This is a genomic window from Pantoea brenneri (assembly GCF_038594305.1).
In the GTDB taxonomy this organism is placed as follows: domain Bacteria; phylum Pseudomonadota; class Gammaproteobacteria; order Enterobacterales; family Enterobacteriaceae; genus Pantoea; species Pantoea brenneri.
In genome coordinates, this window is sequence record NZ_JBCGBG010000001.1 from 600,110 (window position 1) to 626,680 (window position 26,571).

The following is a 26,571-nucleotide window of genomic DNA, read 5'->3' on the forward strand; positions in this document are numbered from 1 at the left end:
CCCGTTGCCATGAAATCTACGTTATTGTGATAAAACTGTTGCGTCCAGCGCTTTGATTCGCACATCCCGTTGCATAAAAGAGAGCACTCCCTATGTTTGCATTCTCCCGATTTCTGCTCTATTTCACTGAAGTGGCCCGTCAGGGATCGTTTCGCAAGGCGTCTGAAAGCCTGCACGTGGCGGCGTCGTCGATCGATCGGCAAATCCTGCGGGTTGAGAAAGAGCTGGCGATGCCGCTGTTTGAGCGTCACCCCAGCGGCCTGCGGCTGACCGCAGCGGGCGAACTGCTGCTGCACGCCGCCAGTAACTGGAAAAAGGATTTTTCACGGGTCTGCGAACAACTGGATGACCTGCGTGGACTGCGACGCGGCCATGTGCGCATCGCCACCATCGACGCGATTAACCGGCAGTTTTTCTCGTCAATGCTCAGACAGGTGCATCTCGACTATCCGAACATCTCTTTCACCCTGACCACCATGAACAACGTCGATATTCAGCAGGCGCTGATGTCGGGCGATGCCGATTTCGGGGTGATGCTGAACCCGCAATCGTCACGCGAACTGCAGGTGCGAGCCTTTGCCGAGATCGATCTGGGGATTGTGGTCCCGACCGGCCATCCGCTCAGCAGCAAAAGCGGGGTGCGGTTTAACCAGTGCAGTGAGTATCCGTTTATCCTGCCTTCTGCCCCGCTGATGCTGGCTGAACCGGTGCAGGCGCTGATCAACATCCATGGCGAGATGATCAACGAGGTGGCGGTCTCCAATAATATCCACATGATCCGCTCGCTGATCAAAGAGAAAATCGGCATCGGCATTCTCTGCTGGCTCGATATCATGGATGAGGTGGAAAGCGACGAACTGCAGTTTATTCCGCTGACCGATCCGCAACTCAAAACCTTCACCCTGTCACTGTGCGTCGCCCCGGCAAGGCAGCTGTCGCTGGCGGCGTCGATGATGCTCAAACAGCTGGAGATGCTGTTCAGCCAGATTCAGACGCCCGGACGCCAGCGGCCCTGACGCTGCACCAGTATGGTGCTGGTTGCTCCTTAATGAATCAAAGGTTGCAGCGCCGCCTCCGCCGATCGCCGCTCAGCCCTTAAGCCGCGCCGATCGGCTAACCTGGCATCCTTTTTGTATAACTCACTGTGAGTAGAAGCGGTCAGTGCAGGCAACTGCGCGGGACATTGCTCAGCCACCATTTCGCGGTTCATGTTGAACCGGCTGGGGGCTGAGTCGCCTTTGCTCAGCCTCCCTCCGGTGACGATTAGGAGAGGAGCAATGAAGTTACGATCCCGCATTCCCCTGTCTGGCTGCGTGCTGAGCACGCTGATTTCTGGCGCATTCATCCTGCCGGCCGATGCCGCAGAGAAGATTGCCTTACTCACCTCCTGGTACGCGCAGGCTGAGCAGGGCGGCTATTATCAGGCGCTGGCGACCGGCATCTATCAGCGCTACGGGCTGGACGTCAGCATTCAGTCCGGCGGACCGCAGATCAACGGCATGCAGTTGCTGTTATCGAAGCGCGCCGATGTGATCATCGGTTATGACCTGCAGTTACTTGAAGCGGTGCAGCGTGGCTTTCAGGCTAAAGCGATTGCCGCCCCGTTTCAGTATGATCCGCAGGGACTGCTGACCCACGCCTCCGTCACCTCCCTCGACGGCCTGAAAGACAAAACCATTCTGGTCTCCAGTTCCGGGCAAGCCACCTGGTGGCCGTGGCTCAAGGCACAGTATCAGCTCAGCGATGGGCAGGTGCGCCCCTATACCTTCAATATCCAGCCGTTTATCGCCGATCAGAATGTGGCACAGCAGGCTTATGTCAGCTCTGAGGTTTTCCAGGCGCAAAAGGCCGGGGTGAAATCGAATTTCTTCCTGTTTTCCGAGCACGGCTATCCGCCCTACGGCGGCATTCTGATTACCCGTCCGGACCAGATCAGCAGCCGCAGCGAAGCGATGGCGAAATTTGTACGTGCCTCAATGGAGGGCTGGGTCAGCTATCTCACTAATCCGACACCAGGCAACGCGCTGATTAAAAAAGAGAATCCAAAAATGACCGATGATTTGCTGGCCTGGGGCGTCACGCAGATCAAACAGCACCATCTGATTGATGGTGGCGATGCCGCGACAGCCGGCTGGGGCACCATGACGCAGGATCGCTGGCAAAAAACCCGCGATTTTATGGTCAAAGCCAGCCTGCTTAAAGCGGATACCGACTGGAAACAGGCTTATACCACTGAGTTTGTTCAGCAGATGCAGGTTAAACCGTGAGGAACGTTGCGATGTCATCTCAATCATTACTGATTAAAAACGCGCACGCCATTCTGACCGGCCTGCCGGGCGAGCGGGCACGTCATGCCGGACCCGATATTCGCATCCGCGAAGGCGTGATCGAAGCCATTGGGTCGCTGACCGCGTTGCCGGACGAGCGGCTGATTGATGCCCGCGACTGCGTGGTTTATCCCGCCTGGGTCAATACCCATCACCACCTGTTTCAGTCGTTGCTGAAAGGTGAGCCGCAGGGGCTGAACAAAAGCCTGACCGCCTGGTTAAGCGCCACGCCGTATCGTTTTCGCGCCACCTTTGACGAACAGACGTTCCGGCTGGCGGTTCGTATCGGCCTGATCGAGTTACTGCGATCCGGCTGCGCCACGGTCGCCGATCATAACTATCTCTACTGGCCAGATATGCCGTTTGATCCTTCCGACATTTTGTTCAGTGAAGGCGAGGCGCTGGGCATGCGGATTGTGCTGTGCCGGGGTGGTGCGACTCAGGGACGGACGATTGAGCAGGATTTACCGCAGGCGCTGCGCCCGGAGAATTTTGATCACTATATGGCCGACATAGAACGGCTGGTGGGACGCTACCACGATCCGCGGCCGACCTCGCTGTGTCGGGTGGTGATGGCTCCGACCACGCTGCTGCACTCAGCGCCGGGCGCGCAGCTGCGCGAAATGGCCAGGCTGGCGCGTCAGTTGGGTATCCGGTTGCACAGTCACCTGTCGGAAACGGTGGATTATCTGGATGCGGCGCGCGACCGCTTCAACATGACGCCGGTGCAGTTTTGTGCTGAACACGACTGGCTGGGTAATGACGTCTGGTTTGCCCATCTGGTGAAGCTGTTGCCGCAGGAGATCACGCTGCTGGGTGACAGCCGGACCGGTATTGCGCACTGCCCGCAAAGTAACGGACGACTGGGCAGCGGCATTGCCGATCTGCTGGCGCTGGAGCAGGCGGGCGTGCCGGTTTCCCTGGGCGTGGACGGCGCGGCATCGAACGAGGCAGCCGATATGCAGAGTGAAGCGCATGCGGCGTGGCTGTTGCAGCGCGCCAGAAAAGGCATGTTCGCCACGCCACGCTATGACGGTGGAACTTTTGAAGGCGGTGGCGATGCGGCAACCATTGAAGATGTGGTGCGCTGGGGCAGCGCCGGCGGGGCGCAGATCCTCGGTCTGCCGCAGAGCGGCACCGTGCAGGTCGGGATGCTGGCCGATATCGCCGTGTACCGGCTGGATGATCCGCGCTATTTCGGCCTGCATGACATGGCAATTGGGCCGGTGGCCTGCGGCGGTCGGGCTTCGTTAAAGGCGCTGATGATCAATGGCCGGGTGATTGTCGAAAACGATCACATTCCTGGTCTCGATCTGGATGCCATGCGCCATCAGGCAATGTCAGCCGTCCGGACGCTGCAACAGCGTGCCGCCGGTTAACCCTCTTCTGTATAGGAAAAATACCATGACACAATCAACCCGGACACAAGGTTATGCACTGCAGGAACTGGAGAAAGAAGCGGCAATGGGCGCAATGGGTGAAGAGACTTTTGCCCGCGAGGTGCGCTGCATCGACCTGTCAGATTTCGAACAGCGTAAACATGAGATTGCCGATGAACTGTGGCAGGCAGCGGTAGAGATCGGTTTCTTTCAGGTCAGCAATCACGGCATTGCCCTCGACGATATCCGCCAGGCATTCAGCATGACGGAGGATTTTTTCTCGCTGCCGGAAGCGGTCAAAGCCCGCTATCCGCTGGCGCGCAACGCCGGCTGGGAAAATAAGTCGCAGGTCCGTCCCTCGACCAAAACCCCGGACCAGAAAGAGTCCTATCAGATTACCCGTCCGTTAATGGATTCGCTGTGGCCGACAGAGCAGGAGCTGCCCGCCTTTAAGCAAACCATGCTGAGCTTTGAGTCGCAATGCTGGCAGCTGGGGATGAAGTTGCTCTCCTGCTTTGCGCTTAAGCTGGGTTTTCCTGAGCACTTCTTCGAGCAGGCGCACAATCCCGATCGGAATACCTACCAGAGCACGCTGCGAATGTTGCACTACTATGCCACCGAACAGTCGGAGCAGGGGATGTGGCGCGCCGGTGCGCATACCGATTTCGACTGCCTGACGCTGCTGTTCCAGCGCCCCGGCCAGGGCGGCCTGCAGGTCTGTCCCGGCAAAGATCGCGAAAGTCAGCAGTGGACCAGCATTGAACCACGTGAAGAGGTGATCACCTGCAATATTGGCGACATGCTGATGCGCTGGAGTGACGACCAGTTGCCGTCAAACTTCCATCGGGTAAGAAGCCCGCTACCGGGGGAATATCAGGGCGCGCGCTACAGCCTGGCTTTCTTCTGTCAGGCGAATAAAGACGTTGAGATCCTCGGCCCGCAGGCGAAGTATCCGGCGATCAGTGCTGAAGATTATCTGCAACAGCGTATCCAGGCGAACTTTGCCAAAGGCTAAGTGGCAGTAACAGCAAAAAGTCCGCTCAGGTTTCCCTGAGCGGGCTGCTTAAATATGGCTGCTCAGACTGGACTCGCCTTTGCCAGTAACTGTCTGATAAGAAAGATAAAGCTGAGTTATCTTTCTGTCAAGACCACAAGAATGACCACCAATAGTTGCTCGTTACGTAAAACAGGTTTAAAACTTCGCTTCATCGCTGATCGTGCCACGAGGTTCTCTGCAAAAGACGGGTGTTCAGAACAAGCATCTAAAAGTCGGCTCGAAGCGTGATGGTGGTCAAAGAGCTCTGACGGTCTGCTCTGTGCCAGAAGCGGACGTTAGCGCCTTAAGTCCACAATCAAAATGCGCCACATTAACGGTGATAGAAAAGAAATTTTGGTTAGTAAAACTCATCTTTATGCTGATATCTGTATTCTTGCGTTATCCCTGTGTATCCATATGAAGCAGCTTTACAATCAATAACATGCACATTTGACTGAGGATGTAGGTTACCAATAGCTTGTTCCATAGCGTTGTAAATTGCTTTTTGATACGCTGCTTTCTGATCTTTGCTACAGGTTTCATCCACGACAGTAACTTCAAGTCTGAACGAATTTTTTCCCCATTCAGCCAGACTCTTGCCATCAATAAACCAGTCATCATCGTCCACATGTCTTACTATGACCATGGTTTCGAAGCTGTTTTTCTTCAATATCTCGCATGTGATTTGAGTAGCTAAAAGTACACACTTTTTGGTTAATTTTTGATCTTTGCAACCAGACAATGTGAGCGTTATTCCAGGCATAATGATTCCTTAAATGTGTCATTACATAGCTTGATTATCAAAAGTGTTGCCGCATTTTTTGAACGATACGAGATGAATAAGATGGCATAATCGAAAACGTGAGTACAACTTACGTCCGCTTCTCGCTCACAGCGGACCTTCCGATTCGATAGCTCAACCGCTGTGTGCCAAAAACGGAGATTTAAGCGTTCAGGGAATACTAATCCCTTGGGAATGTTTCATCGTTTTATATAGTCTCAAGCAATAATCTACATTTCATATTTTGTAATTTTTTGAATATTGTCATGAGGAGCTGGTGGCTTTTTTCGAATTCACCTGTGAAAAATTGTCGAGCTGTCTAATCCCAGGGACCAGGCAGGTTCCTAAAGTTGCTATGACTACTGCTATCGCTGAAACCAGAAGCACATTACTCCTGCCATAATGAATTGCCAGCGGCCCAGCGACCAGTTCACCTAAGGGAATGGCCACAAACGAACCTACAGCGTCATAGGCGTACACGCGAGCCAATTTTTCCTGAGGAATATGAGTTTGTAATGAATGAGCCCAGGAGACTCCGAATAGACCGAACGTTACGCCAGCAATAAAAAAAGCTGCAATAAGCCACGCTGCAGAAGCAGGTTGACTAAGCATAAAAATTGGCACTGAGCATAGTGCTACTAGCATTGCACCAATAAAAAGATCGCGTCGTGGACGCCATCTTAGGGCGAAGAACGAACCTGTCATAAGGCCAACGCTTTGCGCAGCAACCATAATTCCCCAATTAGCTCGCCCAAAAGAAGCATCAGCAATCACAGGGCCAAGTACCATCATTACGCCACTAAATGCTGCATTGATAATGGTGAATTGGACCACAATTGCCCATACCCAGGCTCGGCTTGTGAATTCTTCCCATCCTTCTTTTAAGTCCTGCAGGATATTACCTGATGGTGGGCATGCTTTGATTGATGTAATACGAATTAAGAAATAAAGCGGTGCAGAGGCTGCGAAACCAATCGCATCAATTGCCAGTCCCCAACCGGGTCCGACAGAACTGATTAGGATCCCACCAAGCGAAGTGCCGATAATCGTACCGCCATAAATACCAAGCTGAATTAATGCATTCGCTGCTCGCAAATTCTGCACTGGAACAGTTTGGGGGACCAGCGCGGAGGAGGCAGGTAACGCGATGCCAGCTGCTGCTCCATTCAAAGCTCCAGGTAATGCCAGACTCATCACAGTTGCTGATCCGTCCAACACAGACCATGCGACAATAGCTTGTGAAACTGCCGCAATAACAGAGGAGGATACCAATACCTTGTTACGAGAGTAGCGGTCCGCTAATACGCCCCCGATCAACAAGAATAAAACGTTAAAAATGGAGCGGGACGCAACAACGAGACCTAAATCAGATACCGATCCGCCAATATCAAGCACTGCGAACGCTAATGCAATCGGTGCAATACCATTGCCCAAAACGGTAAGAAGGCGAGCAGCAAACAGATAACGAAAAGGACTGAAGTGAAAAACGCTAACTTTTTTAGTAAATGTTTTCATTATAAAAATGGCTTCTGGATAAGAGGATTTATTTTAGAACGCCTGTATTTTGCTAATACTTTAGCATGATCTGATAGTTACACTGCATTATGTCGTTTAGGTAAGCAGAGAAATAACTTCCGCTCCTCATGGATATTGGCCTGTATGTCAGTCCGCCTCGTGCCAGGAGCTGACTTCGCGAACATCACGACACGTTAAGGAAAGATATCTAAAATCAGGTGGCCGGGTTTTACGGGATGTTTACATGGTTGCCGGAGCGTTACCTTTTTTCTGATGCGGCCAATTTTCACGCCACCGGTCTGCATGAGCTGGTTCACTGGACTGGGGCAAAAGCCGCCTGAATCGTGAAATGAAAGGGAAGTTTGGCAGTGCGAGTTAGGCTTTTGAGGAGTTGATCGCCAAGCCGGGAAGCGCGTACCTGATGGCGGATCTGGGGATCGCTGGAGGGGTCAGCATTAAAGCGATATTGCTTCCTGGCTGAAACCACTGAAGAATGACAAGCGCTATATTTTCAAGGCCGCTAGTGCAGCGTCCAAAGCGCATCGTTATTTGATGGATAGCCACTGAGTTTGTTACTGATTCACTAATAACACAAAGCAAAAAGCCCGCTCAGGTTTCCCTGAGCGGGCTTCTTAAATATGGCTCCTCTGACTGGACTCGAACCAGTGACATACGGATTAACAGTCCGCCGTTCTACCGACTGAACTACAGAGGAATTGTTGGAACGGGGCGCATAGTAACGGCCCGTCCGGGCCATGTCAAAGCTCTTTTTCACAAAATCGCCTGACTGCTGAAATAGTCGCCACTGCCGGTGGTGGTCGCGTCTGAAATGTCCGCTTTTCGCCGGTTTCCCGCCGCTAAGTAAAAAAGCTCGGGCCGGCAAAAGTGAGGTTTTTATGAGGTGTTTTGCCGCAGAGCAGTCCTTGTCAGGCGGCGTAATCAGTGGTTCTGGCGGATTGTTTTCCACCATCGTCACATTTATTTCATTCTGGCTTTGTAAACGGCATAAATGAAATTTAGATTTCATTTCAACCTTATGATGCGTGTATGGAGTTGAGATGAACAAAGTCAGAATCGGCATGATCGGCAGTGGGTATATTGGTCGCTGTCACGCCATTGCTTATGCCCAGGCACCCACCGTTTTTGCGCTGAAAGGCGAGATCGTGCGGGAGATGCTGGCGGAAGTGAACCCGGACCTGGCCGCCCGCCAGGCCGCAACCTTTGGTTTCGCCCGTTCGACCGGCGACTGGCGCGAGCTGGTGCGCGATCCGGCTATCGATGTGGTCGACATTTGCGCCCCCAACTTCCTGCATAAAGAGATGGCGCTGGAGGCGATCCGCCACGGTAAGCACGTCTACTCCGAAAAGCCGCTGTCGCTGAGTGTGGCTGATGCCGAAGAGATGGTGGCCGCCGCCACGGCCGCCGGCGTCAAAACCCTGGTCGGCTTTAACTATATGAAAAACCCCACCAGCCAGCTGGCGAGAGAGATTATTGCCAATGGCGAGATTGGTGAGGTGGTGCATTTCTACGGCACCCATAACGAAGATTATCTGGCAAAACCGCAGACGCCGCTCGACTGGCACTGTCAGAAAGCGCTGGCCGGTCTCGGCGCGCTCGGCGATCTGGCGGCGCATATCGTCAACATGGCGCACTATCTGGTGGGGGATATCGCCGAGGTCAGTGGCGACATGATGACGGTCATCACTTCACGCCCGGACCCGAAAGATCTCAGCCGTCAGCTGCCGGTGGAAAACGAAGATCAGGCCAGTGCGCTGCTGCGTTTCCACAACGGGGCGCATGGCGTAATTGAAACCTCCCGCATCGCCTGTGGTGCCAAGATGGGGCTGACCTATGTCGTCACCGGCACCAAAGGCATGCTGCGCTATACCCAGGAGCGCATGGCGGAACTGGAACTCTATATTCACGATGAACCGGCCGGACGGCAGGGCTTTAAAACGCTGCTGACCGGGCCAGCGCACCCCGATTATGCCAACTTTTGCGTGTCGGCCGGACATGGCATCGGCTTCAACGATCAGAAGACGGTTGAGATCCGCGATTTAATTAACGGCATTGCGGCAGGCGATCGTATGTGGCCCGATTTTGCGGAAGGATTACAGGTGCAGAAGGTGCTGGAGGCGATTGCGCTGTCTGCGCTGGAGCGTCGCTGGATGACGGTGTAGCGCTGACGGTGGGGGACTAAGCGGACAGGAAGCGGTGACTTCCTGCCCGGTAGAGATCAGGCGAGGCCGCTTTTTTCCCACCACAGCTTATCCAGCGCGTAGTAGCGGTCGCGCTGGCTTTCCGGCTGATTCAGGTCGCGTTTCCACGGCTTCGCCAGGATGAAGTGCAGATTCTTCACCTCGTCGTCACGCCAGATCGCGCTGTGCTGGAACGGTAAGGTTTTCAGCGCATTATAAACGTAAGAGAGCGGTTTCCAGCGGCCGGCGAACGCCTCGTTTAGCAGGTCCTGCTCTGAGAAGGGATACGCACTCAGGTCATCAATCGCCGCAATCCGCTGTTCCAGTGCCTCGTAAACCGCATTATCCGGCGTCAGCACCAGAAAACCGCCGTTCAGGTAATAGTCCAGGCTGGCAGGCGCGGCTTCACCCCGCGCCTGCCAGGTGTAATGGCACTGCTCGGGCTGCCAGTCCGCCGGATAAGAGGCAATCTGGTTCGGATTGCAGCGACAGGCGTGACACGCCGCCATCAGGTTATCCCCGAGATCGAGCGTGAACAGCTCATCCATATTCTGCAGCACCAGCATATCGGCATCGAGAAACACCACGCGCTGATAATCAGTCAGCTGCCAGGCACGCAGCTTGGTCCACACTTCGCCAAATTGCGCCGAAGCATAATGCTGATCCAGATCGGCGCGCGGGTAGATCGGCTCAACCGGCGCTATCACGCAGCCTTCGGCCTGCAAAGCCTGGCAATCTTCGGCGGAAATCGCTGAGGTGGTCATCACCACCAGCGGCCACTGGCTGTTGCTCTGCTTCAGCGAATGGTGCAGCGCTTTCACGCCCACCAGATAGTCGGGTTGAGTTAACAGCGTTACCCAGGCAAACATATTTTCCCTTATTAATTCAGTCAAAAAGTGGGGCGATGTAGTCATTGCCTAATCGGCCTTGCGGATCGAGCTGGCTGCGCAGGGTACGGAACGCATCCCACTGCGGGTAGATCTCACGCCAGCGATAGCGTTCTTCGTCGTAATATTTGCCCCAGTGCGGGCGTCCGCCCTCATCGGCCAGCAGTTTTTCTACTTCGGTCAAAAAATGCAGACCGTCGGGCGAGAGCGAGCCGTCATCCGCGTAGTACACCACGAAGCCGAAGAAGCAGGTTGGCTGGTCATACGCCGGACTCAGCCAGGCAGAGGAGGCACCGGTACAGCGCAGGATGATCGGGTAGTGCATATGCGGACGGTTTGCCGCATACCACTGCTTGATCCGGCTGATGATGGCAGGCGTTTTCGCCAGCGGTACGCCGATTTCGACATTGATCTGCGGCACTGCGATGCCGCGGCAAAACAGCTGGTAGATGTCACCGGTAACATCGGTGAAATCGCGAAAACGGGTCACGGTGCGAAACTGCTTACCGCCTTTGCCCTGGATCTGGGTATCACGATGCATGTGCGCCAGCGTCTGATCGATGGTGTCGTTCAGACTGTCATCAGCCTGACCTTCATGCTCAACCACCTGACGATCCTGCTGTTCATAGCGCAGACGTTCGTCGTCACTCGCCTGGTGAGCGTTCCAGACGTGGACCCGATTATCGTCGACAAACCACCAGGCTTTGCTGAGCGGATATTCATCATTCCAGCGCAGCAGATCCTGCTCCAGCGTATCGGCAGAAACCGCATTTTTGTAGCAGGTGAAGATGCGAAACGGTTCGGTTCGCAGCGTCACGGCAGTCACGATACCCAGCGCGCCAAGTGAAACCTGCGCCGCCGGGAAATCAGGTTCGCCGCGCGTAAACTCCCGCACGCTGCCATCGGTCAGCACCATGCGAATCGACAGCGCTTCATCAGCAATCGAACTTTGCTGCAGACCCTGACCGTGAGTACCGGTCGCCATGGCACCGGCCAGCGTCTGAATGGCAATCACCCCTGGCGACGATGCCAGCATCCGGTTCATCCCGGTCAGGGTGCGGTAAACCTGATCGAGCGGGGTCGCACCACCAAAGGTCACGCTATGTTCATCGCTGGCAGTCTGACCGCTGAATGCGCTGAGATCCAGCAGCAGATCCTGTTCGCTGACGTGCAGCATACGGCCAGGGGAGAGCTTGCTGCCAATCACCCGGATCTGGCCCTGTGACTGGCGCAGCAGTGCCTGAAGTTCTGCTTCACTGGCGGGACGCTGCACCTGATGGCGGCTACCGATCTGTGCGTTTTGCGCCCAGTTCCATAGCACGTCATCTTTGGGATTAACGTCGGTGTGGCGAAGCGGATAAAGGTGGGCGTCTCTGCTCACAACAGCATTCCTTTTATGGCGATTTTATGACGGTATTCACTAAGCGTAGACTATGACTAAGCCAAGCCGGAACGACGCCAGATTATTTGCGGATATAACGTAACGTTGCGGTTACAGCCAGCTGACGATTACGGCGAATACTCTCTTCTTCACTGTTATCCGGGCTGAACAACGCATTAAAGGTGTAGCGGTTGGAGACGTGGTGCACGCAGATACTGCTGATCAGGCGGTGCACGTCTATCGTCTGCACCTCTTCGATAAACAGCCCCTGCTGCTGACCACGGGCCAGAATGTCATCCAGCACGTCCAGCGCGCTGCGATTAAGGGTTTTAATCTGGGTTGACTGGCTGATATAGCGGCCACGTAACAGGTTCTCGCTGCACACCAGTCGCATAAAGTCGGGGTGGGCGACATGGTAATCAAAGCTGGCTTCGACCAGGCGGGTCATGGCCAGTTCCGGTTCCATCGCCGCCAGGTTGAGGCCGGTTTCGTGCTGGCGGATCTGCTGATAAACCTGTTCCAGCACATCAATATAGAGCTGCTCTTTGCTGCCGAAGTGATACACCACCATCCGTTTAGTGGTCTGCGCATGTTCGGCAATTTGCTCCAGCCGTGCGCCCTGCATGCCAAACTCGGCAAAGGTTTTCAGTGCGCCCGCGATAATACGTTTCTTCAGCCCTTCAGGGTCATTTTTACGTTTGGTTAATTCCGACATAGTGCTCAACAGGGTGATTTTGACCGGAGAATGGTAGCACAGCGGCAGAAGGATGCGTTTAACCGACAGCGCGGCGCGGCAGGCAGCGCCGAAGATTGTGCGCGGCGATCAACGCCCGCAACCTGACACAGGCCGGGAATTTACAGGTATAATCGCTGAAATTTCGTAACAGGCTCAGAAACCAAAATGACCAAACTCACCTTACAAGAGCAGATGCTGAAAGCGGGATTAGTCAGCAGCAAGAAGATGGACAAAGTGCAGCGTACCGCTAAGAAATCACGGGTTCAGGCGCGTGAAGCCAGAGCGGCGGTCGAAGAAAATAAAAAAGCGCAGCTTGAGCGCGACAGGCAGTTGAATGAGCAGCAGAAACAAGCCGTTTTATCCAAAGAGTATAAAGCGCAGGTCAAGCAGCTAATTGAAATGAATAAGATTGATATTTCAAAAGGCAATATCGGCTTTAACTTCACCGATAACAACCTGATTAAAAAAATTAATGTCGATAAGCTGACCCAGGCGCAGCTGATCAGCGGCCGTCTTGCTATTGCCCGTCTGGCGGCAGAGAACGGCGGCGAGAATCAGTATGCGATTATCCCGGCCAGCGTGGCGGATAAAATTGCGCAGCGCGATGCCAGCAGCATCGTACTGAACAGCGCGCTGAGTCAGGAAGCGCAGGATGAGGACGATCCGTATGCAGACTTCAAAGTGCCGGATGACCTGATGTGGTAAGTCCGCGTTAAAGCGGATGTTGCGCAGTGCCAGCCGGGCCAGAGCTGGCGCTGCTGCGTCTCAGCCGGGTCAGAACGGAGTGGCGTGCCGGGCGTGAATCGCTTCGCCACTGACCGGATGAACAAAATGCAGTTCGCTGGCGTGCAGCATCAGTCGCGGCGTCTTTTCACTGCCGGGTAACAGCAGCCCGCCATACAGGTCGCAGCCCAGAATCGGATGACCGCGCAGCTGGCAGTGAATCCGCAGTTGATGAGTGCGCCCGGTTTCCGGGGTCAGCACCACCCGCGTAACCGGCACCGTGCTGCCATCCTGCTGCGCGTAATCAACGCGCTCAACCACCTGATAATGTGAACGTGCCGGCTTGCCGTGGCGATCGCAAATCGTCATCCGCGGAAAGCGCGCCGGATCTTTGGCAATCGCCGCCTCAATCACTCCGTCGTCATCGGCCAGATGGCCACACAACAGCGCGCTATAGATTTTGCGCACGCTGCGCTGGCTGAACTGCTGGCAGAGCGCCGCATTGATCGCCTTGTTGCGGGCAATCACCATCAACCCGGAAGTACCGAAATCCAGTCGATGGACCAGCGTGCAGCCGGGGAAGCTTTTCACCAGCCGGTGATGCACCGAATCAAGATTCAGCGGATTTTTGCCGGACAGGCTCAGTAGCCCGCCGGGCTTATTGATCAGCAGCAGATGCTCATCCTGATAGAGGATCTCAATCGGGTCATGACACGGCGGCGCAACAAAACTATCGACTATCTCAGACATCGGACTACCGGCAGGTGAGGGGAGGCGGATAATAACCAATTTTGCCTGATGTGACGAATGGTGGATGGCGGGCGATCAGAACGCCAGCCGGTTGTGCTCGCCGTCTAACCAGCCCGCTGTGGGGCTGCGTGTTGCCTGGCCGCCAGCAAATGCGGAACGGGCTAACCATGACATACTCTGTTGTCTCTCTTTTAAGGTAAAGCGTGATTCAGGCTAAATTGAGTGGATAAGCAGGGATTTATGTAACGCAGCAACATGTGAACTGGCTTACATTTTTGACCTTCATCACACTTTATAGTGACCGCCTGATTAAACGACGCATCTCATTATCATGGCATCCATTAAAGACGTAGCAAAAAAAGCAGGAGTGTCTACGGCGACCGTATCGCGTGTGCTGAACCATCATCCCAGCGTGACGCCGGAAACACGCCAGGCAGTACGTGATGCAATGGATTACCTTTGCTATGTCCCCAGCAAAAGTGCGTTTCAGCTGAGTGGTAAATGTTCCGGGCTGATTGGCGTGGTGCTACCAAACCTGGTGAATCCTCACTTTTCTGAGTTACTGGCAACCTTTGAAGAGGAGGCAAGATACATCGGGAAATCGGTAATTATTAAGACCCATCAGAATCAGCCTCAACAGGATAAGCAGATTATTCACAGCCTAATCGGAATGGGGATCGACAGTCTGCTATGGGTGCCGACAGAGGCCGAAAGCGAACTTGCGGAATGGTTGACCGCAACCCGCATTCCGGTGGCAGTGGTAACGCAGGTTTCTCGTTTTTTTAATTCTGTCTCTATCAATCAAAGGAAAGGTGCAGAGGCTATTGCGGAGCATTTTATCCAGACCGGGCATACCACTTTTGGTTTTATTGCTCAGGAGGGCGTCGATAATCGAAAAGTCTCTGCCTGGAGTAAGAAAATCACCAGTCAGGGTTTAACACTCGCTAAAGAGAATCAATTCTGGATAGCGAAAGGCGAAGGTGAAAAAATATCCGGCCATATTCGGATACTGGACGATATTATCGGGATATTAGCTGACCGGAAAAAAGCATGCTCTTCTCTTTGGATCTATAACGATGTTGCTGCCAGTTATGTTATCGATGGCTTAAAGGAAAGAGGGGTGGCTGTCCCGCAGGATATTGCTATCGCCAGTTTTGACAATACCTTGCTGGCGCAGACCAAAAAAATAACCAGCGTGGCTCAACCGATTGGCGAGATTGCCCACCTGGCATTCCAGATGGTGAATAATACCCATAAGCAGGAGAGTATCGAAATGTATGAAATTGTCTCACGGTTAATTATACGTGAGAGCAGTATCGCGCTTAATATCACGGCTGTCTGATTTCTGCTTTTCCCACTTAATCCTGTTTAAACGAGTCGAAAATTTTTATTCAGTCATCCGCACAGGGGCTGGCGATAATGCTCTGTGTTTAATTTTTAGAGCTGTGCATTATTGAGGTGATTTTATGTCCGCAACGGTAATGGAAAAACAAAGCGCTTATGGAAAGCTGCGTCTGAAAGAGAAGATCGGTTACGGGATGGGGGATGCGGGATCCTGTATGATCTGGAGTGTACTGGCGCTCTATCTGACGTGGTTTTATACCGATGTATATGGATTAGCGCCTGGTGTCGTTGGAACACTATTTCTGGTCATCCGTATTTTTGACGCCTTCAGCGATCCGATCATGGGCGCAATCTGCGATCGTACGCAAAGTCGATGGGGTAAGTTCCGCCCGTGGTTGTTATGGATGGCGGTACCCTTTGGCCTGGGCGCCATCGTGATGTTTACCACACCTGACCTGAGCATGAACGGAAAAATTATTTATGCCTGGGTGACCTATCTGGTGATGTCACTGATCTATACCGCGATCAACATTCCCTATTGCTCAGTCGCGGGGGTGATCACCCTGAATCAAAAAGAGCGACTGGGCTGTTTATCATGGCGGTTCTTCCTGAATGGCCTGGCGACGCTGATTGTCTCTTCCTCCATTTTACCGTTAACCGACTGGTTGGGTAACGGTAACCGCGCTTCAGGCTTTCAGTTGACCATGGTGATCATGGGGTGCGCCGCGACGCTGATGTTCCTGTTCTGTTTTGCCAGTATTAAAGAGCGCGTTGTTTCAATTAAGTCTGATGATTCGTTAATGAAAGATTTGAAAGACATTGCTAAAAATGACCAATGGCTGCTGATGATTACGATTACCTTTCTTAATGTCTTCCCGGCCTTTATTCGGGGAGCTGTAACTATTTATTATGCCACCTATGTAATGCAGGCCTCCGTTGGATTTATTACCTTTTTTATGGCGCTTGGTGTCGCCTGTAATATGCTGGGAAGCGTAATAGCTAAGCCACTGACTGACCGGTTTGATAAAATTAAGCTCTTCCGCATTATTAATATTATCCTTGGTGTTCTCTCTTTCGCGCTGTGGTTTGTTGACCCAAAATCGCTGACGCCACTGCTTACGCTATTTGTGATCATTAATATTCTGCATTTAATTCAGTCCGGACCTATCCTGTGGGCAATGATGTCAGACGTCGATGACTACGGTGACTGGAAATTTGGCAAACGGCTCACCGGTATTTCGTTTGCCGGTAATCTGTTTATGCTGAAAATGGGACTGGCGGTCGCTGGAGCAATCGTCGCCTGGATTCTGTCCTATACCGGCTATGTCGCTAACAAACCGCAACAAAATGCGCAGACCCTTGAGGGCATTATTATCATGTTCTCACTACTGCCGATGGTGAGTTATTTCATCAGCGCATTTATGGTGCGCTACTTCAAACTGGATAACCTCTTCCTGGAAAAAATTAAAGTCGATCTCGCAAAACGCGAGCTTGAAAAAGGTTCGGTTCAATCGCAGGAGTTTAAAAATGTCCCTGTCCATTAATGTTAAGCAAGGTCAGCGGCTTGATTTATGGCTAAAGCAAACAAAGCCGGCCGGTCAGCCCCTATTTGCTATCCACATGGAAAATGCGGTGCTTTTCAAAATAGAAACAGCTCCGCCGTATTATCAATACTTTACCTGGACCGCATGGCAGCAGGGTATTGTCTCTCTGGAGTGGTTACCGGAGCACAGTGAAATTTCGTTGTGTTACAGCTGGCACCCTGACACGCTCCCTCAGCAGGGCATCAGCTTTATTGATATCGAAAATAACGACCTTTGCCTGCGAGATGACCGCGCAGTTGCAGAGCACTATCAGCAGGAAGACTTACGCCCGGCATTACATTTTTCTCCACGTACCGGCTGGATGAATGACCCTAATGGTCTGCATCGGAAAGGTGATGAGTGGCATCTGTTTTACCAATACCATCCGCATAGTACTCAATGGGGGCCGATGCACTGGAACCACGCGGTGAGTCAGGACCTTTACCACTGGCGTCACTATCCGGTTTTCCTTCAGCCAGAGCAGAATTTATCCGCGCTTGGGGCAACGGGCGGCGCATTTTCTGGCAGCGCTTTCATCGATGCCGAGGGGCAAACGCGTTTCTGGTATACCGAAAGGCTTCCGGCTTACGATCTCTATCGCGGTTATCGAGAAATCCAGAAAATGGCGGTCCCGCAGCCTGCTTACGACAAGCCTGCTTTGATAAAAACAGTATTAACAGCGCTGCCAGCAGGCGTCGATTGTGATTTCCGCGATCCGAAAGTCTGGTATGAGGAAGCGGACGCGACCTTTTATATGATCCTGGGCGCGTCGGTGAACGGCGATCCAGCCATGCTGCTGTTTCACTCCGAAGACAGTGACAGCTGGCAATTCCATCATGTGCTCTACACCGCTCCCCCTTATTTTCGGGAAAATGGGGGCCGCTGCGTCGAATGCCCGGACTTTTTCTGCCTTGACGGCATCTGGGTATTGATTATCGGTATTGTGGGTTACACCGAGCCGACAACCGGACGACATAATCTGTTATTTGCACAAACGGGTGATTTTCGGCACGGTTATTTCACTCCCTCAGCGCAACCGCTGCAGATACTGGATTTCGGCACCGATTTCTATGCCCTGCAGACCTGGGGTGAAAGCGACAGTCGCACAGGGTTTGCCTGGTTATACAACTGGGCGACACAAAAGAGTGTTCATTCTGCCTATTCCGGCGAAATGTCTCTGCCGCGTCGTTTTCATCTTAATGCCCGGCAACAACTCTGTATGACACCGGTATTGCCGCCAGCATCGCTGATCATCAGTGAAGAACGGCTGGATGCGTGGAGTCACTGGTCAGGCAGTACTGCCTGTAAGTCCTGCATAATTACCTTTACCCCAACCTCGCATTTTTGCCTGACCCTGACCGGTCAAACCGGGCAGCAGATTATTCTGGCGCACGATGGACACACTCTGAGTCTGCTGGAAAAAGATCGGGATGACGGCCGTTATCAGGCTCCGCTGGCCAAGGTGGGCGATGTGACATTATGTTTTGATGCCGGAATAGTGGAAGTTTTCGCTCAGCAGGGGAGTGTGTGTGGAACGCGACGTTATTATTCATGCAGCTCACTGACTGAAATAACGCTCTCTGGCGCACAGGCAAAAATAACCCGTTATCACTCCCCTTACGCACAGCCATAACTCAAATTACTGCCGATTTTTTCTTATTACTGTCACCGAAGGAATTAGTCATGACAAGCCAAAACTATTACGATGTTACAGAATGGAAGGAAGGTAACCCTTATCAGGATATTGGTGAGGTTATAAACAGTATTATTTCTGATATTAAAAAAAGACAAACCGAAACGGATCTCAATCAAGGCGGGAAGCCCGGCGCGGTTATCTATATTCCACCCGGCGATTATCCGCTTCTTACCCAGGTGTTAATTGATATTAGCTATCTGAAGATTATTGGTTCGGGGCATGGTTTCACCTCTTCAAGTATTCGATTTAATACGCCCGAAAGTGAGTGGGCGAACTGGCATGAAGTGTGGCCGGGGGGAAGCCGACTATGCGTTAATCTCTCTCCCGCAGCCGGAGCTGACCCCTCTGCCGGTGCTGCCTTTTATGTCGAACGTAGCGGTGAGCCACGCATAAGTTCGGTCGAGTTTGCTGATTTTTGTATTGATGGCTTACATTTTGTCGATGATGGATCAGGCAATGATGATCCCGAAAATAGTTATCTGAACGGTAAAACGGGTATCTATATCGCGAGCGCGCAAGACTCTTTCCGTATCAGCGGTATGGGTCTGGTCTATTTAGAGCATGGGGTGACAATTTTTAACGCTGATGCGCTGGCGATACACAATAATTTCATCGCTGAATGTGGGAACTGTATTGAGTTGCGCGGTTCGGGACAGGCATCAAAAATTACCGATAATCTGATAGGTGCGGGTTACAGAGGCTATTCCATTTATGCAGAAAATTTTGGCGGCCTGCTGATTACGGCCAATAATATTTTCCCGCGCGGCAAAAGCAGCGTACATTTTTCTGGGGTAGTTCGCTCTTCGATATCCAGCAACAGACTTCATTCATTTTATCCGGGAATGCTGGTTCTGGAAGGCAATAGTTCAGAAAACCTGATCACGGCTAACCATTTTTTCCGTGAGCGTGAACCCTGGGGACCGATGCAGGATTATAATAATGGATTGGATGATTTGTATGGTCTGCTTTATATCAGCGGTAACAATAACTCCATTATTGCTAATCATATTTCGGAAACGATTGATTCTCAGCATATCATCCCGCAGTGCGCAACACCGGTGATAATCCGGCTGGTGTCGGGTGAGAGGAATTATATTTCTGATAACCATATTGTCGCGACCACTGAAGCTTCACCGGCGGAGAGTGCGGCCACCGGATCCTGTTTCTCAACTCAGGTGAGTGCACTGCTGGCAACAAAAGGGCTGGTCGCTCTGGAGGTTATCGCAGTACAGATCGAAAAAGCCTCTTTGCAAAATACCGTACTGGATTCAGGCAGTGAGAGTCAGGTTTTGCTGGATAAGAAAGTGAATGCGTTCAGGGCTACGCCCGTACCTGGCTTGCTAAGCTGAGAGCGCTTAACGGGCTCACGCAGACAGTTTATGAATGATTTTATGCTGAGCTGACTGGCGGCAACCGATGCGGCACCCCCTTTCTCTACACAGGTGGCGCATGTGAAAGGTGACCACCGCTACGGTTGATAGCGGTGTCAGGCGAAACATAGGCACCGGCGGGGCAGTAATCATCTGTTGATCAGCAGCAGACGCGCATTTGTATGGCATGAGCCATGCCGGGAATCGACTGTGGGTGGTGATGTGACTCAATGACGCTGGCATGCCGATACCACACAGACAAACCGGAGTCGGTATATCTGAATCACTATCGGGACTGTTAAATTTTGAGTAACCTAATCCGCTGATCACGCTGTTTTATTGCAGGCTATTTTAAAGGAGTAAAAATGCCGCTACCTGAACGTATGAAACCCGCCAGCGTAAGCCGAAAAAAAATCGCACAGCTGGCCAGCCAGGCTCAGCAGATACTCGCCAAAATTGATGCCGGAACAGACCCGCAGGAGAGTGAATTAACGATGATGATCGCTGACTGGAACGCTCAGGTAACCCATCCTTATGGCTATTCAGACTTCAGAGATTTTTCTTCATCGATGGATGCCAGCGACTTTACCCGTATCGCGATTAACCCGATAAAATATTACGCGGATTTGAGCTGGGATGAGCTGGTGCAAACAATCAATTTTATCTGTAACGCAGAAGGTAAGGATGCTGAACAGCATTTCGCCATTTCACTGTTGGAAAAGAATTTTGACGCTAATCCCTCCGATCTCATCTACTGGCCTGATGAATGGTTCCGCAACCCGGATATGATGGCTATCGACCTGAGTCCGGAACAGATCGGAGGCTATTTGATGGCCCGGTCAGGCCGGCATTTAGCGGATGCTCCTGAAATCGAATTGATCTATCCGCTGCCCGATAGCGAAACAGACTAAGAAAGCAGTAGCCTTCCTGTTTATGGCAAAGCGTTACGTCAGCTGAGAGCCGAGGCAGATGCCGAATCCGATTCAGACACCAAAGCAAAAAGCCCGCTCAGGTTTCCCTGAGCGGGCTTTTCTAATTTGGCTCCTCTGACTGGACTCGAACCAGTGACATACGGATTAACAGTCCGCCGTTCTACCGACTGAACTACAGAGGAATCGGTTGATGGCGCGCAGTTTACTGATTTCTGCCGCAGGTGCAATGGCCTTTTTAACCCTTTGCGCGCGATTGCAGAAAGCGTAATCAGTTTGGCACTCAAGCCGTTCAATTTTGCCCGGCGCAGTCACGCTTAGCACTAAAATAGTTGACCACTCAAACTGTTACACCACGTCATCGTCCTTGCGCTTTAGTAAGGGCTGCTAGACTTACTGTCGTAAACAGTAACGATTCAGCCTAAGCCGAAGCTGATCGCTTATTCGGCTACGAAGGCGGCAATCGTTAACTTCTCAGGCAGCCTGGCTGCGCTGCTGGCGGATAGAGGCTTTCGCGCCAACGCCGTGGCGCCTGGCCCCATCTGGACACCGTTAATTCCGGCCACCATGCCACCCGAGCAGGTGGAAAGCTTTGGCGGTGAAGTGCCGTTGCAGCGTATGGGGCAGCCGGCGCAGCTGGCTTCATCCTGGGTGATGCTGGCCAGTGACGAAGCGAGCTATATCTCCGGCGCGACCATTGCGGTTACCGGTGGTGTCGCAGTGATCTGATTAAGGCTAAGGGGGAATGATGAAAGCGTATCCATTGAAGCTGACCACGCCAATCGCCAGCCATATTTTTGGCGGTCAGCGCATCAGGCAGCAACTGGGTAAGGCTGGACTGCCTGACTCACGGGTGGCCGAAACCTGGGAGATCAGCGATGTCGACGGCATGATCGCCTCAGTAACCAACGGCGAGCTGGCGGGCACCAGCCTGCGCGAGTTGATCACCCGTTATCCCGATGAAATCGTCGCACCCGGCTGGCGCGGTCCGCACTTCCCGCTGCTGAGCAAATTTATTGATGGCAGCGGAATGCTGCCGGTGCATCTGCACGCCAATGATGAAGCGGCACAGCGGCTGGAGCAGCAGCCGAATGGCAAAACCGAAGCCTGGCATATTCTGTCGGCGGCGCCGGATGCCACCTGCCTGTTAGGGGTGCGTGCGGGTGTGAATAATGATCGGCTCAAAGCGGCGCTGCTGGCAGAGGATTACGATGCGGTGATGCATCGGGTGGCGGTAAAAACCGGTGATACTTTTTACGTTCCCGGCGGGATGCTGCACAGCTTTGGTCCCGACACACTGATCTATGAAATCGAACAAACCTCCGACATTCAGCAGCACGCCATGCCGTGGAAAATGGAAGACGGCTCGCGTCTGAGCCAGGCGGAGTGGGAGAAGAATATTGATGCGCTGTTACAGGAGCTGCGGCCGGAACTGCGCTGTGAACCTCAGCCCGGTCTGGCGTTGAATAGCGCGGATCTGACCCGACTGTTTTGCTGTGCCGGGCCCTATTTTGCGCTGGAACGCTGGCAGTTTAGCCAGCCACAACGCCTGAGTTTCAATCGCGCGCGCATTCTCTCTAATCTCGGTGAGCCGCTAACGGTAACGGCTAATGGCGTCACGGTGGAAATCGGGCGGGCGGAGTCAGTGTTGTTACCCGCCGCGTTAGATGAAGTGACCCTGCAGCCTGCGGGCGAGGTATTGATTGGCTATGTGCCGGATCTGGCTGCTGAAGTTGTGCAGCCGCTCCAGCAGGCCGGTTATAGCGATCGGGCAATTGCCGCGCTGGGTGATATTCCGCAGTTAACACAGCAGAGATAATGCTTCCCTGCAGCAGTCAGGGGCAGGGCGAGACCCGCGCGGGAATGATGCGCATTGCAGCGGATTTTACCCCTTAACGTGATCTTTTGTGACTTTTTGACGCTGTAAACAGCAACCCTGACGCCACAACCGCCGCAGCCTGATGCGCTGCGGCCGTTTTTAAACCTGCAAACCAGGCAACGCGCGTATCTACCCCGGCGGATCAGAACTGCCAGGAAACGCTGACGTTGATGTTGCGCGGCTCACCGTAAACGTAGCTGTTCATATAGCTGTAGTACTCGCGATCAAACAGATTATCGACGTTAGCCTGCAGCGCAACCTGCCGGTTAATCTGATAACGGGCAAACAGCGAGGCCAGCGGATAGCTGCCCTGGTAAACGCGCACGCTATCGCCGCTGGCGTTGGTGGAATCTTCGAACACCCGGTTCTGCCAGTTAAGGCCGCCGCCGAGCGTAAGATCGGGCAGCATTGGCAACTGGTAGCGGGTGAAGAATTTAAAGGACGTTTGCGGCTGATAGCTGTTGAAGCGGCCACTCTTGTCCCGTGCGACATAGCGGGTTGCGCCAAAGGTCAGCTGCAGATTATCGGTCAACGCTCCGTTCAGTTCGAACTCGGCACCTTTACTTACTGCGCCTTTCGCCGGCGCATAAGCCTGCTCGCTGCCGCTGAGATACACCCCGTCAAGCGCCTGACCCACGTTGTCCTGCTCAATGCGGAAGATCGCGACGGTTGCAGTCAGCCGGCCGTCGTACCACGCCGATTTCAGTCCGGTCTCGTAGCTTTTACCGGTGACCGGCGCCAGATATTTCCCGCGGGTATCGCGATAGGTTTGCGGCAGGAAGATCGCGGTATAGCTGCCATACGCGGACCAGGTATCGTTGATGTCGTACACCAGGCCGGCATAAGGCGTGGTGTTGTTTTTGGTCATATCTCCGCTGCTGCCCTCGGTGCTCCATTGGGTATAACGCGCGCCAATAATCAACGACAGCGGATCGGTCAGCGAGAAGCGTGCTGCACTATAAGCCGATTTCTGACGGATGGTGTCGTTCGCATTGAGATACCAGCCCTGCCATTCAGGTTCGGCAATATTGCCACTCCAGCTGTTGTTGAAGATGCCCATATCTTCAGCGGTGATTTCGCCTGCCCCGGCATTGCTGACCCCATCCTGACTCCAGGTCGCGTTATGCTGGCGGCTGTAGCTGATGCCCGCCATCAACAGGTGCTGACGGCCCAACAGCGCAAACGGACCGCTGGCGAAACCATCGAAGGAATCCACCTTACGCTTTCCGCGGTCCATGCTGCCGAAACCGGTGGTGCCTTCGCCGCTATCCTGATCGGCACTGCCCATTACGTAGAGCAGCTTATCGCTGAAGGTATTCTCGGCGTGGGTCCCGTTAAAGTGAACGTTCCAGCCGTTATCAAAGTTGTGATCGATATCGGCGAAAACTTTGCGGGCATTGGTGTTGTAACGCGCCCAGTTGGCCGCTGAATTCAGGCTGCGATCGTAGTGGGTGGTAGCGTTGTTGCTGTAAAACATCGGCAGACCGCCCCAGGTGGGATTGCCGGTGTTGTTATCTTCATAATCGTAACCCAGCGACAGGGTAGTTCGTTCGCTCAGGTCGGCATCGATAACGCCATAAACAAACTTTTTGGTTTTATGATAGCGGTCCAGCCAGCTGTCCTGATCGGTATAGCCGGTGACGACCCGGCCGCGCAGGCTGCCATCACTGTTTAGCGGGGCTGAGAGATCCGCCACATAACGCTGCTTATTCCAGTTGCCGTAGCTGGCATCCAGCGTACCGGTGAAGGTTTTACTGTCGGCATGTTTACGTACCATATTAATCGAGGCGGCAGGGCTGCCTGCTCCGCTCATCAGCCCGGTAGCGCCACGGACGATTTCGATGCGATCGTAAATCGCCGTATCAGAGGCCGCATCGCCGTAGTTCCACGCATCGTTGACCGAAGTGGGGATGCCGTCGTAGGTGAAATTACTCACCTTAAAGCCGCGCGAATAGTATTCAGAACGTTCACTGTCGATCAGATTAGTCGAGATACCGGTGGCATTGGTCAGAACATCGTTAACCGATTGCAGATCCTGATCTTTCATCCGCTGCTGGGTCACTACGCTGACCGATTGCGGGACGTCTCGCGGCGTTAACAGCAGTTTTGTACCAGCCCGGGTGGTCTGAACAGCATAGTCCTGCTCAGAGCTGCGGTTGTCATCGTCGGGGGCGGCCTTCACCACCAGATCCTGCTGTGACTCCTCAGCCGCCTGTGCCAGCCGGGGAGTGAACAGCGCCGGTACCGCCACTGCCAGCAACGAAACGCGAAAGGTTTTCCTGAAGCCTGATTCCATGCCGTTTAAAGACATAATAGTTTCCGTAAGCAATGATTATTATTTTTAAGCCGTTACGCTTTTTCAGTGAGCTTCGCGCGCCTTTACCCTGGTGAAATCAGCAGGGAATGATGATTTGCGAATGCCAATGATAATCATTTGCTTTATATTTTTTCGGAATGAATCAACACCAAGTGTAAGAAGATGTAAAGGTTTTGATAATCAAACAGATAAAAGCATTTTAATCCGGATAGTAACGGATGTTTACAGGTTTTCAGGGCTGTAAAAAGGGGCGACTGATGCTAAATAGCGGCAACAAAAGCCGAATCGGACATCAATCAAGCGGGAAATGCGGGCCGCAATCTGCCGGTTAAGTTGATTACCGGTTGTTAATGCGTATGATTCTCATTCTTCCGCGCGGCCACACTGGACCGGCGCGATTCATCCCTTGATGGAGTTCAGCATGAAATCGTTGTTTAGTCCGCGCAAAGCCGCTGTTGCCCTGGCCGTTGCCGCGGCCTTTAGCCTGACCGCCTGTCAGGCGCCGGCCAAAAAAGTTGACGCGCCTGCTGCTGAAGCAGCAAAACCGGTTGATACGGCGATAACGCAACGCGCGCTGGGAGAGGGTCTGTACGAGATGGCCTATTCGCCGGCGTCCAAAGCGCTGTTTGTTGCCAGTGCTCAGGCGTTTAAGGATGTGAATGGCGGCATGATCTATCGCCTCGATCCAGCCACGCTGGATACCAAAGGCGAAACCCATACCGACCTGAAAAATTTCGGTACCGCCATCGATCAGCAGGGCAGCGTGTTCTATACCACCAACTCGCTGGATGGCGCGCTCTCCAAAGTGGATGCGCAGAGCGGCAAAGTGCTGCAGCGGCTGGTATTCCCCGGCAAGATCAGCAAAGAGGGTTATCCTGCCGGTGCGCGTGAAGTGCTGTGGCACGGCAACGAGTTATACGTCGGCCGGGTCGCCGATCCTGGCTATATCTCGGTGGTGGATACCAAAACCTTTAAGCTGAAAACCGAGATTAAAAATGCCGGTAAATGGGTCACCGGCATCATCTATTCCCCGCTGACCGAACGTATTTATGCCGCCAACGGTTCCGGCGAAATCCTGGTCATCAATCCGCGCAGTCACAAAATCGAAAAACGCCTGACCGCGGGTGATGGCAAAGAGTACCTGTTCCTTAATATGGCGGAAGATCCGGCTACCGGCCGTCTGTTTGTCACTGACGATTCCAAAGCCAAAACCACGCTGGTGTTCGACGAACGGAGCGGGAAGGTGATCAAACGTATCGAAGGCGATGCGCTGGGCATTAAGTTCAACCCGCAGCGTAATGAACTCTACATCAGTCAGCGTGAATCGAAAAAAGTGCTGCAACTGGACGCCACCACCTACGCGGTGAAAAAGAGCTGGTCGTTTGATAAAAACCCTAACAGCCTGCTGATTGGACCGGATAACGCCACGCTGTACGTCACCCTGAAGGCCGAGTTTAATAAGGACTCGTCTACCAAAGGCACTGACGAAATCGTGCGGATTGCGCTGAAGTAATCGCCACCGCGCCTGTCCGGCTATGCCGCGCAGGCGCTGATGAAGCAGCACGGCTGCGGCACGCTGCCGCCATAAAAAGACAACAGCAAAAAGCCCGCTCAGGTTTCCCTGAGCGGGCTTTTCTAATTCTGGCTCCTCTGACTGGACTCGAACCAGTGACATACGGATTAACAGTCCGCCGTTCTACCGACTGAACTACAGAGGAATTGCTGGAACGGGGCGAATAT

21 protein-coding genes, 3 tRNA genes and 1 pseudogene are annotated in these 26,571 nt (G+C 53.2%); 15 read left to right on the forward strand and 10 right to left on the reverse strand.

Translation table 11 applies throughout. The features are described 5' to 3' along the window. The first annotated feature begins 92 nt into the window (after positions 1–92). The 4 genes from AABB92_RS02650 to AABB92_RS02665 all read left to right on the forward strand — a co-directional run bounded on the left by AABB92_RS02650 (position 93) and on the right by AABB92_RS02665 (position 4,721). Positions 93–1,016 (forward strand): LysR family transcriptional regulator, encoded by a 924-nt coding sequence (locus AABB92_RS02650; protein ID WP_031376326.1) that lies wholly within the window; start codon positions 93–95, stop codon positions 1,014–1,016. A 261-nt stretch (positions 1,017–1,277) separates the two neighbouring features. Then, positions 1,278–2,267 (forward strand): ABC transporter substrate-binding protein, encoded by a 990-nt coding sequence (locus AABB92_RS02655; protein ID WP_046288230.1) that lies wholly within the window; start codon positions 1,278–1,280, stop codon positions 2,265–2,267. 11 nt (positions 2,268–2,278) lie between these two features. Beyond that, complete coding sequence (locus AABB92_RS02660) at positions 2,279–3,706, forward strand: amidohydrolase family protein (protein WP_031376324.1); 1,428 nt, start codon at positions 2,279–2,281, stop codon at positions 3,704–3,706. 25 nt (positions 3,707–3,731) lie between these two features. After that, the gene (locus tag AABB92_RS02665; RefSeq protein ID WP_031376323.1) at positions 3,732–4,721 is read left to right on the forward strand and encodes an isopenicillin N synthase family dioxygenase; all 990 of its coding nucleotides are present in this window, start codon (positions 3,732–3,734) and stop codon (positions 4,719–4,721) included. A 379-nt stretch (positions 4,722–5,100) separates the two neighbouring features. On the opposite strand, the gene AABB92_RS02670 is transcribed toward AABB92_RS02665, so the two are convergent. Together AABB92_RS02670 and AABB92_RS02675 are read right to left on the reverse strand one after the other, a co-directional pair. Beyond that, complete coding sequence (locus AABB92_RS02670; RefSeq protein ID WP_031376322.1) at positions 5,101–5,505, reverse strand: tautomerase family protein; 405 nt, start codon at positions 5,503–5,505, stop codon at positions 5,101–5,103. Positions 5,506–5,787: 282 nt separating this feature from the next. Beyond that, positions 5,788–7,038 carry an MFS transporter gene (locus AABB92_RS02675; RefSeq protein ID WP_031376321.1) on the reverse strand — a complete coding sequence of 417 codons (1,251 nt, stop codon included), beginning with the start codon at positions 7,036–7,038 and terminating at the stop codon, positions 5,788–5,790. Positions 7,039–7,283: 245 nt separating this feature from the next. Between AABB92_RS02675 and AABB92_RS02680 the strand changes: the two are divergent. Then, positions 7,284–7,605: pseudogene (locus AABB92_RS02680) on the forward strand (zincin-like metallopeptidase domain-containing protein); the annotation flags it as partial. 72 nt (positions 7,606–7,677) lie between these two features. On the opposite strand, the gene AABB92_RS02685 reads toward AABB92_RS02680, so the two are convergent. Next, a tRNA-Asn gene (locus tag AABB92_RS02685) sits at positions 7,678–7,753 on the reverse strand. A gap of 343 nt (positions 7,754–8,096) precedes the next feature. On the opposite strand from AABB92_RS02685, the gene AABB92_RS02690 reads away from it, so the two are divergent. Further along, positions 8,097–9,218 carry a Gfo/Idh/MocA family protein gene (locus AABB92_RS02690; protein WP_031376320.1) on the forward strand — a complete coding sequence of 374 codons (1,122 nt, stop codon included), beginning with the start codon at positions 8,097–8,099 and terminating at the stop codon, positions 9,216–9,218. A gap of 56 nt (positions 9,219–9,274) precedes the next feature. Here AABB92_RS02690 and AABB92_RS02695 read toward each other — a convergent pair whose 3' ends face one another. The 3 genes from AABB92_RS02695 to AABB92_RS02705 all read right to left on the reverse strand — a co-directional run bounded on the left by AABB92_RS02695 (position 9,275) and on the right by AABB92_RS02705 (position 12,219). Next, positions 9,275–10,105: a glycosyltransferase family 8 protein gene (locus tag AABB92_RS02695; protein ID WP_031376319.1), complete on the reverse strand. Its 831-nt coding sequence runs from the start codon at positions 10,103–10,105 to the stop codon at positions 9,275–9,277. A 16-nt stretch (positions 10,106–10,121) separates the two neighbouring features. Continuing rightward, complete coding sequence (locus AABB92_RS02700) at positions 10,122–11,504, reverse strand: D-arabinono-1,4-lactone oxidase (RefSeq protein WP_031376318.1); 1,383 nt, start codon at positions 11,502–11,504, stop codon at positions 10,122–10,124. A gap of 82 nt (positions 11,505–11,586) precedes the next feature. Next, positions 11,587–12,219, reverse strand: coding sequence for a TetR/AcrR family transcriptional regulator (locus tag AABB92_RS02705; RefSeq protein ID WP_046288231.1), 633 nt, complete (start codon positions 12,217–12,219; stop codon positions 11,587–11,589). 186 nt (positions 12,220–12,405) lie between these two features. Between AABB92_RS02705 and AABB92_RS02710 the strand changes: the two genes are divergently transcribed. After that, complete coding sequence (locus AABB92_RS02710; protein ID WP_031376317.1) at positions 12,406–12,945, forward strand: DUF2058 domain-containing protein; 540 nt, start codon at positions 12,406–12,408, stop codon at positions 12,943–12,945. A 69-nt stretch (positions 12,946–13,014) separates the two neighbouring features. On the opposite strand, the gene AABB92_RS02715 is transcribed toward AABB92_RS02710, so the two are convergent. Continuing rightward, entirely contained in the window at positions 13,015–13,713 is a 699-nt protein-coding gene (locus tag AABB92_RS02715) for an RluA family pseudouridine synthase (RefSeq protein ID WP_031376316.1), read from the reverse strand. Between the two features lie 331 nt (positions 13,714–14,044). On the opposite strand from AABB92_RS02715, the gene AABB92_RS02720 reads away from it, so the two are divergent. The 5 genes from AABB92_RS02720 (at position 14,045) to AABB92_RS02740 (ending at position 20,617) form a co-directional block, all read left to right on the forward strand. Further along, positions 14,045–15,055: a LacI family DNA-binding transcriptional regulator gene (locus tag AABB92_RS02720; RefSeq protein ID WP_046288232.1), complete on the forward strand. Its 1,011-nt coding sequence runs from the start codon at positions 14,045–14,047 to the stop codon at positions 15,053–15,055. A 124-nt stretch (positions 15,056–15,179) separates the two neighbouring features. Then, on the forward strand, positions 15,180–16,601 hold the full coding sequence (locus AABB92_RS02725; protein WP_031376315.1) for a glycoside-pentoside-hexuronide (GPH):cation symporter: 1,422 nt from the start codon (positions 15,180–15,182) through the stop codon (positions 16,599–16,601). Continuing rightward, the gene (locus tag AABB92_RS02730; protein ID WP_238585825.1) at positions 16,549–18,273 is read left to right on the forward strand and encodes a glycoside hydrolase family 32 protein; all 1,725 of its coding nucleotides are present in this window, start codon (positions 16,549–16,551) and stop codon (positions 18,271–18,273) included. Before AABB92_RS02725 ends, AABB92_RS02730 begins: the two co-directional genes overlap by 53 nt. Before the next feature lie 50 nt (positions 18,274–18,323). Next, positions 18,324–19,685 (forward strand): NosD domain-containing protein, encoded by a 1,362-nt coding sequence (locus AABB92_RS02735; protein WP_031376313.1) that lies wholly within the window; start codon positions 18,324–18,326, stop codon positions 19,683–19,685. 386 nt (positions 19,686–20,071) lie between these two features. Then, positions 20,072–20,617: a hypothetical protein gene (locus AABB92_RS02740; protein WP_031376312.1), complete on the forward strand. Its 546-nt coding sequence runs from the start codon at positions 20,072–20,074 to the stop codon at positions 20,615–20,617. Positions 20,618–20,744: 127 nt separating this feature from the next. Here AABB92_RS02740 and AABB92_RS02745 read toward each other — a convergent pair. Beyond that, positions 20,745–20,820 (reverse strand) — tRNA-Asn (locus AABB92_RS02745). Between the two features lie 229 nt (positions 20,821–21,049). On the opposite strand from AABB92_RS02745, the gene AABB92_RS02750 reads away from it, so the two are divergent. Both AABB92_RS02750 and AABB92_RS02755 read left to right on the forward strand, forming a co-directional pair. Further along, the gene (locus AABB92_RS02750) at positions 21,050–21,364 is read left to right on the forward strand and encodes an SDR family oxidoreductase (protein ID WP_152659080.1); all 315 of its coding nucleotides are present in this window, start codon (positions 21,050–21,052) and stop codon (positions 21,362–21,364) included. Positions 21,365–21,380: 16 nt separating this feature from the next. After that, positions 21,381–22,454: a class I mannose-6-phosphate isomerase gene (locus AABB92_RS02755; protein WP_046288233.1), complete on the forward strand. Its 1,074-nt coding sequence runs from the start codon at positions 21,381–21,383 to the stop codon at positions 22,452–22,454. Positions 22,455–22,656: 202 nt separating this feature from the next. Here the strand turns inward: AABB92_RS02755 and fhuE are convergent, their stop codons facing one another. Next, the gene (fhuE, locus tag AABB92_RS02760; protein WP_082097562.1) at positions 22,657–24,825 is read right to left on the reverse strand and encodes a ferric-rhodotorulic acid/ferric-coprogen receptor FhuE; all 2,169 of its coding nucleotides are present in this window, start codon (positions 24,823–24,825) and stop codon (positions 22,657–22,659) included. A 427-nt stretch (positions 24,826–25,252) separates the two neighbouring features. Here fhuE and AABB92_RS02765 point away from each other — a divergent pair, with 427 nt between their 5' ends. Beyond that, positions 25,253–26,344, forward strand: coding sequence for a YncE family protein (locus tag AABB92_RS02765; protein WP_031376310.1), 1,092 nt, complete (start codon positions 25,253–25,255; stop codon positions 26,342–26,344). 129 nt (positions 26,345–26,473) lie between these two features. Here AABB92_RS02765 and AABB92_RS02770 read toward each other — a convergent pair. Continuing rightward, positions 26,474–26,549, reverse strand: a tRNA-Asn gene (locus AABB92_RS02770). Positions 26,550–26,571: the final 22 nt, after the last annotated feature.

Coding starts and splice junctions, on each gene's coding strand:
- AABB92_RS02655 (WP_046288230.1), top strand. CDS start 1,278: ATGAAGTTACGATCCCGCATTCCCCTGTCTGGCTGCGTGCTGAGCACG.
- AABB92_RS02670 (WP_031376322.1), bottom strand. CDS start 5,505: ATGCCTGGAATAACGCTCACATTGTCTGGTTGCAAAGATCAAAAATTA.
- AABB92_RS02705 (WP_046288231.1), bottom strand. CDS start 12,219: ATGTCGGAATTAACCAAACGTAAAAATGACCCTGAAGGGCTGAAGAAA.
- AABB92_RS02720 (WP_046288232.1), top strand. CDS start 14,045: ATGGCATCCATTAAAGACGTAGCAAAAAAAGCAGGAGTGTCTACGGCG.
- AABB92_RS02725 (WP_031376315.1), top strand. CDS start 15,180: ATGTCCGCAACGGTAATGGAAAAACAAAGCGCTTATGGAAAGCTGCGT.
- AABB92_RS02740 (WP_031376312.1), top strand. CDS start 20,072: ATGCCGCTACCTGAACGTATGAAACCCGCCAGCGTAAGCCGAAAAAAA.
- AABB92_RS02755 (WP_046288233.1), top strand. CDS start 21,381: ATGATGAAAGCGTATCCATTGAAGCTGACCACGCCAATCGCCAGCCAT.
- AABB92_RS02675 (WP_031376321.1), bottom strand. CDS start 7,038: ATGAAAACATTTACTAAAAAAGTTAGCGTTTTTCACTTCAGTCCTTTT.
- AABB92_RS02695 (WP_031376319.1), bottom strand. CDS start 10,105: ATGTTTGCCTGGGTAACGCTGTTAACTCAACCCGACTATCTGGTGGGC.
- AABB92_RS02650 (WP_031376326.1), top strand. CDS start 93: ATGTTTGCATTCTCCCGATTTCTGCTCTATTTCACTGAAGTGGCCCGT.
- AABB92_RS02715 (WP_031376316.1), bottom strand. CDS start 13,713: ATGTCTGAGATAGTCGATAGTTTTGTTGCGCCGCCGTGTCATGACCCG.
- AABB92_RS02735 (WP_031376313.1), top strand. CDS start 18,324: ATGACAAGCCAAAACTATTACGATGTTACAGAATGGAAGGAAGGTAAC.
- AABB92_RS02765 (WP_031376310.1), top strand. CDS start 25,253: ATGAAATCGTTGTTTAGTCCGCGCAAAGCCGCTGTTGCCCTGGCCGTT.
- AABB92_RS02660 (WP_031376324.1), top strand. CDS start 2,279: ATGTCATCTCAATCATTACTGATTAAAAACGCGCACGCCATTCTGACC.
- AABB92_RS02665 (WP_031376323.1), top strand. CDS start 3,732: ATGACACAATCAACCCGGACACAAGGTTATGCACTGCAGGAACTGGAG.
- AABB92_RS02690 (WP_031376320.1), top strand. CDS start 8,097: ATGAACAAAGTCAGAATCGGCATGATCGGCAGTGGGTATATTGGTCGC.
- AABB92_RS02710 (WP_031376317.1), top strand. CDS start 12,406: ATGACCAAACTCACCTTACAAGAGCAGATGCTGAAAGCGGGATTAGTC.
- fhuE (WP_082097562.1), bottom strand. CDS start 24,825: ATGTCTTTAAACGGCATGGAATCAGGCTTCAGGAAAACCTTTCGCGTT.